The following is a 7155-nucleotide window of genomic DNA, read 5'->3' as shown; positions in this document are numbered from 1 at the left end:
CCCGAGCAGGAACTGGAGCCACACGGAGACCCTGGGCGGCACCAGGTGGTGGATGGCTAGGCCGGGGATGTGGGCGCCCATCTCCAGGACGAGGATCGGCAGGGTCAGCACCAGGCCGATCCAGAACCGCCGCGTCATGTCGGCGAGTTCCTCGTTGGGCGCGGCCTCGGCAGTAATCTCCAGCGGCTCCAGGGCCATGCCGCAGATGGGGCAGTTGCCCGGGCCTTGCTGCCGGATCTCCGGGTGCATGGGGCAGGTGTAGATGGCGGCCTTCTGCGCAGCCGTCGGCGCGACAGCCTTCTCCGGCTTCAGGTACCTGTCCGGGTGAGCCTCGAACTTTCCCTTGCATCCAGCCGAGCAGAAATGGAACGCGGCGCCGCCGTGGTGGGCGTGGTGCGGCGTCTTGGCAGGGTCAACCGTCATCCCGCAGACCGGGTCGCGCACCAGAGTCTGGTCGTCGTTAGCTGGCGTATGAGCGCCGTGACCATGGTGATGGTGGTGATGCTCTCCCATCTGCGGGACTCCTCCAAGACTGCTGTGCTCGACGTTCGGTGCTCTAGGAGGTGGGGTTTCCCATTGTGGGAAGGTCAAGGGCGCCGATCGGACACCCTGCTGGCCTTGACCTTCCCATAGTGGAAAGCCCCACCTGTTGGACGGTCATTGAGGAGGAGAGCACGATGTACCGCTTCGACGTTCCCGGCATGAAGTGCAGTGGCTGCGCCAAGAAGGTAGAGGGCGCCATCAAGGCCAAGGACACCGCTGCCGAGTTCAGCGCTGACGTGGAGAACAGGCGGGTGACCGTGATCTCCTCGGTATCCCAGACGGAGCTCGCCGCGGCCATCCAGGAAGCGGGCTACGCCAACCAGCCCGTGCCCGCCTGAGCTTCCCGGCAACGAGCTGCGCCGGACACCGTAGCCGGAGCAGGCTGCTCCGGCGACTGTGATGCCGTCCTGCGCCAGCGTCGGCCGGTGCTACATGTGATGCCGGACGTGCGGGTTGCTCATCACCTCGGCCGTCTTCGCACCGTAGTGGTGGTCGGGCTGGATGTAGGCGACGCCGCTCGATTCTCCGCCAGTCGGAACCGGAACGCCGGGGACCGGGTGCGCGGCGCCGGGATCGAGGTAGCGAATCCTCAGGTTTTCCCCGCCCCCGGCAACGGCGACACGCCCGCCACCCACGACGTTCTCGTCATGGCCGGGCGGGTAGACCACGGCAAAGTTCTCGCCCTGCCCAACAACCTCGATGGGCCCGTTGGCGTGCGCTACCGCGGCGGAAGTGCCGATCGCCGCAAACAGGGAGAGGGCGAAAAGCGCGGATTGGAAGCGGGGTGTCATAGCGAGATCCTCAATCAGGTTTGCCGTTTCTCGTCCGGCACCTGGAGAGGATGGGCCGCCACTGTGTCAGCCCGCTTGCGCCATCTTATCAATTGATGTCAGCGGAACTGCACCCCGGCTTCCACGCGGTGCGAGGCGGGACGCCCTGGGGCGTCCCGCCCCATCTCGTCAGTGGTTCATCATCTGACAGTGCTGCATCATCTGCTGCATCTGCGGCGACATCGTGCCCTGCTGGGCCTGCGCCCGCATCTGCTGACAGTGCTGCATCATCTGCTGCATGTTCATGCCTCCCATGTTGTGACCCTGCATGGAGCCCATGCTGCCCTGGGCGGCGGACGAACCCGGCGGCGTCGTGGATGTCGGAGGCAAGGACATCTGCGACGAGGTCGGGGTCGCCGCAGGCGGGCCGCCGGGCTGCGCGCAGGCGGCCACGCCGAGCAGCAGCGTTGCAGCCAATGCGACCTTCCCGATCGCCTTCGAAGTCATGTGGACCATGTGTCCTCCTTGAGATGGCAGGGGTTCGGCAGGCGCCCCGGCCCGCCTCGGCGGGCTGGGGCGACGACGTTGCACGGCGAGCAGGCGGTCACAGGGGGTGACCGACGCGCCTTGCATGACGTGGAACGGCAGCATGCTTCGAGGCAGCATGTTGCAGGTTGAGACGGCGGGGGACTCGCTCATAGGGCTTCCAGTCCGCGGAACCGCATCCACGGCCGCCAGGCGCCGTCGCGGCCAAAGGCGACGACGTCGTAGGTCGAGGGCTCCGCGCCCGGCACCTCCATGCCCGGCACGCCGATCGGCATGGCGGGCACGGAAAGCCCAGCAACGCCGTCGGGCCTTTCCTTGAGCAGGCGCCGGATTGCCGCGGCGGGGACATGCCCTTCCATGGCGTAACGACCAGTCTTCCCGGCATGGCAGGAGAGCAGGTCCGAGGGTGTGCCAAGCGCCTGCCGGTATGGCCCGACCGCATCCACGACCTTGTCGTCGACCTCGAAGCCCTCGGCCCGCAAGTGCGCGACCCAGCCACCGCAGCAGCCGCAGGTGCGATCCCGCCAAGCTTCGACCTTGGGCGGCCCGCCACAGGCCGTGGGCAGCAGTGCCAAGCCAAGTAGGCCGCTTGTGAGACCTCGACGGGTGGTGACGATACGCATATTCGCGCTCCTAGGCTGGTCTAGGCAGGATGATGCTGGCGCGCAGCCCCCCGCCTGTGATGTTCTGAAGCGCGACCGACCCGCCATGGCGGCCGACCGCCTGCCGTGCGATGGCCAAGCCGAGGCCGGAGCCGCCAGTGCTGCGGTTGCGGGACTCCTCGAGGCGGTAGAAGGGCTGGAAGACGCTCTCCAGCTGCGCCTCGGGAACCCCCGGCCCAATGTCGTCCACATGAACCACGAGTTCCTGCCCCAGGTCGGACAGGGTCACCCGGGCCGAGAGGCCGTACTTCAGCGCGTTGTCGATGACGTTGGCGAAGGCGCGCTTCAGGGCGATGGCCCGGCAGGGAAGCCGCGCCTGCGAAGGCCCCTCATAGGTCACCGACTTGCCCATGTCCTCAGCGTCGCCGCAGAGGGTCTGGAGCATCGCTGCGATGTCGGCGGACCGGACCTCCTCCTGCTCCTCGTCGCCCCGCAGGTAGGCCAGCGTGGAGGCAATCATGGCATCCATCTCGTCGAGGTCGGCGTCGATCTGCCGTTGCGCCTCGGCGTCGTCCAGGAAGCCCGCGCGCAGGCGCAGCCGTGCCAATGGGGTCCGGAGGTCATGACTGACGGCCGCGAGCGCCTGTGTCCGGTCGGCAATGAGGCGGTCGATGCGCGCCTGCATGCGGTTGAACGCCTGTGCCGCCTGCCGAACCTCGCGGGGTCCCTCCTCGGGCACGGTGACCGTCTGCCCGGGCCTGCCGATGCGGTCGGCCGCGCTGGAAAGCTCCCGCAACGGCCGCGCGATGAGGCGCACGACCAGTAGGCCCAGCACCAAAATGCCGATGGCCATGGCGGTGGTGGAGAGGAGTGTGGCGTGCTCCGGCTGCGCTTGCAGCGGGTCGGCGTGGTACCAGAGATGGCCGCCGTCCGGCAGACTGACCGCACCTTCGGCCTCCAGATGGCCGCTGGCGGTAAGATTCTGGGCCGTCACGGCCCCCACTGCGACACCGGGTCGCCAGCGCACCTGGAAGCCCGGGGAGGACAGTGCCTGGGCCACTGCCTCGCGGGCATCCGGCGGCACCATGCCGATGGCGCGGGCGGCCGCGGCGACCCGCTCGCCAGTGACCTTCTGCTGCGTGCTTCCCAGCAGGATATCGCTGCCTGTTTGGTGCAGCCACAGGCTGCCGACATGGAACGCCATCAAGCCGACCAGCAGCACCAGGATGATGCGGCCAGCCAGGGTGCTGGGGAGCAGCCGCCTCATCGACGCGCGACCGAAGGGACGAACATGTAGCCTGCGCCCCGAACAGTCTTGATGATGGCGGGGCTGTCCGACAGCGGCTCCAGCTTTCTCCGGAGGCGGCTGACCATGACGTCCACCGAGCGGTCGATGCTGCCCGAGATCCGGTTGCGGGCGAGGTCCAGCAACTGGTCGCGCGACAGGACGCGTTGTGGGTGCTCGCAGAAAGCCAGGAGCAGGTCATACTCGCCGCTGGACAGATCAACCGCCGAGCCGTCGGGTGCCGCCAGTTCGCGGCGCCGGGTGTCGAGGAGCCAGTCGGCGAAGACCATCCTGTCGCCGGTGACGAGCCCCGTCCGGGCTGCCCCGGCCTGGGCGCGCCGCAGGACGGCCCGGATCCGGGCCAGGAGTTCTGGACGGCTGAACGGCTTGGGGAGGTAGTCGTCGGCGCCGAGTTCGAGGCCCACCACCCGGTCGGCCTCCTCGCCGCGGGCCGTCACCATGATGATCGGGACCTCGGACCTCGCTCGGAGCATCCGACACAGGTCGAGCCCCGACTGGCCTGGCAGCATCACGTCCAGCAGCACCAGGTCCACCGGGGACAGCGAGATAGTGTCCCACATCTCCGCGCCGTTCCGCGCCCCCGTGACCCGGAAGCCGTTCTGGCGCAGGAACTTGGCGATGAGCGTGCGCATCTCCCCGTCGTCCTCGACGACGAGAATGTGAGCCTCGAGGGGGAGCGGGCTGCCCCGCCCCTCCCGCTCCGTGTCAGGACTGACCGGCGGCACCGGCGAGGACACCCAGCTTCGCCCGTGCCTTCGGAGCCAGGCCGGGGGCGGATGCAGCCTTCGCTGCGAATTCGGTCATGTCAGCGTCTCCCACCACAATCAGGGCCACCATGCCCAGACCAGTGTGGGGCGTGCACTGCACGGGGTAAACGCCGGGCCGGTCGAAGGTCACCGTTGCCTCGCTGTTGAACGGCACGGTGAGCGGCGGCGCGCCCGCAGGCCAAAGCGACTGAATGGGGGCGACGTTGTGACCCTTGTCGGTGGGCTCGAAGCGGACGGAGCCGCCCACCGGGACCCGCACCAGAGCGGGATCGTAGGCGAAGGTGTCGCCTGCCACGGGACCGCGGTTCAACTGGCGGACCGTGGCGGCTGGCTCAGCGGCGCTGGCCAGCCCCGTCATCATCAGCAACGCGACAAGGGTCGTGCGGATCATCATGGTTTTGTCTCGTCTTAGAAGAACAGCCGGATGCCGGTCATGAAGGTCCATCCGCCCACATCCTCACCGTCGTTGCGGGCGTAGCGGGCCGTGTCACCAAGCTTCCGCTCGTAGCTGACGCCGATGTAGGGTGAGACCTCGCGCGTGAACTCGTAGCGCAGGCGCAGCCCGGCCTCGATGTCGTTGATGCCGCTGCCGACGTGAAGTTCGGGCACCTTCTGGAGCGCGAAATTGGCCTCGATGTTGGGCTGGAGCACCAGGCGCTGCGTGATGTAGGCGTCGTAGGACACCTCCGCGCGCGCCGACAGGTCGCCGCGCTCGCTGACAAAACCCTGGAGGTCGACCTCGAACATGCCGGGCGCCAGCCCTTGCAGGCCGATGACGCCGTAGAAGCGGTCCGGCCTGGGGCGGATGTCGTAGCGGACACCGGCCTGGAGGTCCCAGTAATAGCCGATCAGGCGCGAGTAGAGCAGTTGGATCTCGGCGCTCTCGACCCGGCCGTTCCGCGCCGTCTCGCCCTCGGTCTTCAGCCAAACCCGGTTGACGTCGCCGCCATACCAGGCCTGCCCGTCCCAGCGGCCGATGTTGGGGCCGTCCAACCCCCAGCCGTACTCCAGCTTCTCGAACAGCACGGCGCCGGTGAACACCTCGTGGCTGAACGGGGGCTCGGTGCTGTGCGGCATCGCCTGCGCGTGCGCCGGTGCGGCCTGGAGCGCGCCGATGGCCAGGACGGCCGAGGCGGCGGCGGTCAGGATGCTCTTGGTCTTCATGACCGTCACCGCGCCGAAGCCGCCTGGCGTGCCGAGACCACAGATACCTTGCGCATCATCCCAGTCTCCATGTGGTAGAGCATGTGGCAGTGGAAGGCCCAGCCGCCGGGCGCGTCCGCCTCGATGTCGACGTCGAGCGTCGAGCCCGGCTTGATGTTGACGGTGTGCAGCAGCGGATTCTCGGCCCCGTTGCCGACCTGCGGAATCATCCACATGCCGTGCAGGTGCATCGGGTGGCTCATCATCGTCTCGTTGACGAAGCGGAAGCGCGCACGCTCGCCGAGGTGGAGCTGGATGGGCTGCGCTTGGCTGAAGCTGTTGCCGTTGATGGACCAGAAGTACCGCTCCATGTTGCCGGTCAGCCGGATCTCGATGATGCGGGTTGGCTCCCGGACCGGGTAGAGCGGCTTGGCGGCCCGGAGGTTGCGGTAGGACAGAACGCGGGCGCCCGGCGGCGCGCCGACATCGTTCACCAGGGGGTCTGGCATCGCCATGGCGCCGTGGTCCATGCCGCCCATGGCACCGGCGCCCGTCGAGCCATGATTCATGCCGGGCATGTTGCCGTGGTTCATCCCGGCCATGGACGAGGGGGCCATGCCCCGCATGCTGGAGTGATCCATCCCGGGCATCGCCGGTTGGTTCATCCCCGACATGGAGGAGTGGCCCATGCCAGCCATGTTTCCATGGTTCATGCCGCCCATGGACTGGCCCTGCATGCCCTGGGAACCCCCGGCGGGCATCTGCATGGCGGAGTGATCCATGCCCCCCATGTCCATCGGCGCGACGTGGCCCGGGGCGTCAACCTCCGGCATCGGTGTGCCGCGGTCCAGTCCGCTGGGCCCGTAGTTCATGCCCATGTCGGCCATGGTCAGAACCGGGCGCGGACGGTGCGGCGGCAGAGGCAGGGCGGGCAGGCCTTCCCGCGTGGCCAGGCTGAACTGCGCGAAGCCCTGGCGGCCCATGGATTCCGCCAGCACCTGGTACTGGCGCCCGTCGCGCGGGCGGACCAGGACGTCGAAGGTCTCTGCCGGTGCGATGCGGAACTCATCCACGGTGACGGGGCGGACGTTGTTGCCATGCGCCTGCACCACGGTCATCTCGAGGCCGGGGACGCGCACGTCGAAGTGGGTCATGGCGCCGCTGTTGATGAAGCGCAGGCGCACCGTCTCGCCGGGCCGGAAGAGCGCCGTGAAGTTCTGTGCCGGAGTGTGGCCGTTGACCAGGTAGGTGTAGCCGCCGACATCCTCGATGTCGGTCGGGTCCATCCGCATGTCGCCCCACATGACGCGGTCGGAGACGATGGCTGACCGCGCGGCGCCGTCCGGCGCCCGGCGGAGTTCGCCGACCAGGCTGGCCAGGGTGCGCTTGTTGTAGTTGTAGTAGCCGGGGTCGCGCTTGAGGTTGGCGATGACGTGGCTCGGCGTCTCGTCCGTCCAGTCCGACAGCTGGATGATGTA

At 68.2% G+C, this 7155-nt stretch carries 10 protein-coding genes; 1 reads left to right on the top strand and 9 read right to left on the bottom strand.

The window, feature by feature from the left end; all coding sequences use genetic code 11:
* A partial coding sequence (locus WFI16_RS26735; RefSeq protein WP_419900894.1) for a heavy metal-binding domain-containing protein occupies positions 1-513 on the bottom strand: 513 nt, incomplete at its 3' end.
* Between the two features lie 164 nt (positions 514-677).
* On the opposite strand from WFI16_RS26735, the gene WFI16_RS26730 reads away from it, so the two are divergent.
* The gene (locus WFI16_RS26730) at positions 678-881 is read left to right on the top strand and encodes a heavy-metal-associated domain-containing protein (protein ID WP_099095896.1); all 204 of its coding nucleotides are present in this window, start codon (positions 678-680) and stop codon (positions 879-881) included.
* 90 nt (positions 882-971) lie between these two features.
* Here WFI16_RS26730 and WFI16_RS26725 read toward each other — a convergent pair whose 3' ends face one another.
* The 8 genes from WFI16_RS26725 to WFI16_RS26690 all read right to left on the bottom strand — a co-directional run.
* Entirely contained in the window at positions 972-1334 is a 363-nt protein-coding gene (locus tag WFI16_RS26725; RefSeq protein ID WP_099095897.1) for a hypothetical protein, read from the bottom strand.
* Positions 1335-1502: 168 nt separating this feature from the next.
* The gene (locus tag WFI16_RS26720) at positions 1503-1829 is read right to left on the bottom strand and encodes a hypothetical protein (protein WP_109517864.1); all 327 of its coding nucleotides are present in this window, start codon (positions 1827-1829) and stop codon (positions 1503-1505) included.
* Positions 1830-2008: 179 nt separating this feature from the next.
* The gene (locus tag WFI16_RS26715) at positions 2009-2482 is read right to left on the bottom strand and encodes a DUF411 domain-containing protein (RefSeq protein WP_109517865.1); all 474 of its coding nucleotides are present in this window, start codon (positions 2480-2482) and stop codon (positions 2009-2011) included.
* A gap of 10 nt (positions 2483-2492) precedes the next feature.
* Positions 2493-3728, bottom strand: coding sequence for an ATP-binding protein (locus tag WFI16_RS26710; protein WP_109517866.1), 1236 nt, complete (start codon positions 3726-3728; stop codon positions 2493-2495).
* Positions 3725-4492, bottom strand: a complete 768-nt coding sequence (locus WFI16_RS26705) for a response regulator (RefSeq protein WP_109517881.1) — start codon at positions 4490-4492, stop codon at positions 3725-3727. The genes WFI16_RS26710 and WFI16_RS26705 overlap by 4 nt, the downstream gene beginning before the upstream one ends.
* Positions 4473-4928, bottom strand: coding sequence for a plastocyanin/azurin family copper-binding protein (locus WFI16_RS26700; protein ID WP_167522615.1), 456 nt, complete (start codon positions 4926-4928; stop codon positions 4473-4475). Before WFI16_RS26700 ends, WFI16_RS26705 begins: the two co-directional genes overlap by 20 nt.
* Positions 4929-4942: 14 nt before the next feature.
* The gene (locus WFI16_RS26695) at positions 4943-5698 is read right to left on the bottom strand and encodes a copper resistance protein B (RefSeq protein ID WP_109517882.1); all 756 of its coding nucleotides are present in this window, start codon (positions 5696-5698) and stop codon (positions 4943-4945) included.
* Positions 5699-5703: 5 nt separating this feature from the next.
* A partial coding sequence (locus WFI16_RS26690; protein ID WP_419900893.1) for a multicopper oxidase domain-containing protein occupies positions 5704-7155 on the bottom strand: 1452 nt, incomplete at its 5' end.

Source organism: Roseomonas sp. USHLN139 (assembly GCF_037145735.1).
Taxonomy (GTDB): domain Bacteria; phylum Pseudomonadota; class Alphaproteobacteria; order Acetobacterales; family Acetobacteraceae; genus Pseudoroseomonas.
The sequence above is the reverse complement of the archived record's forward strand: the minus strand, read 5'-3'. Positions and strand labels throughout refer to the sequence as shown.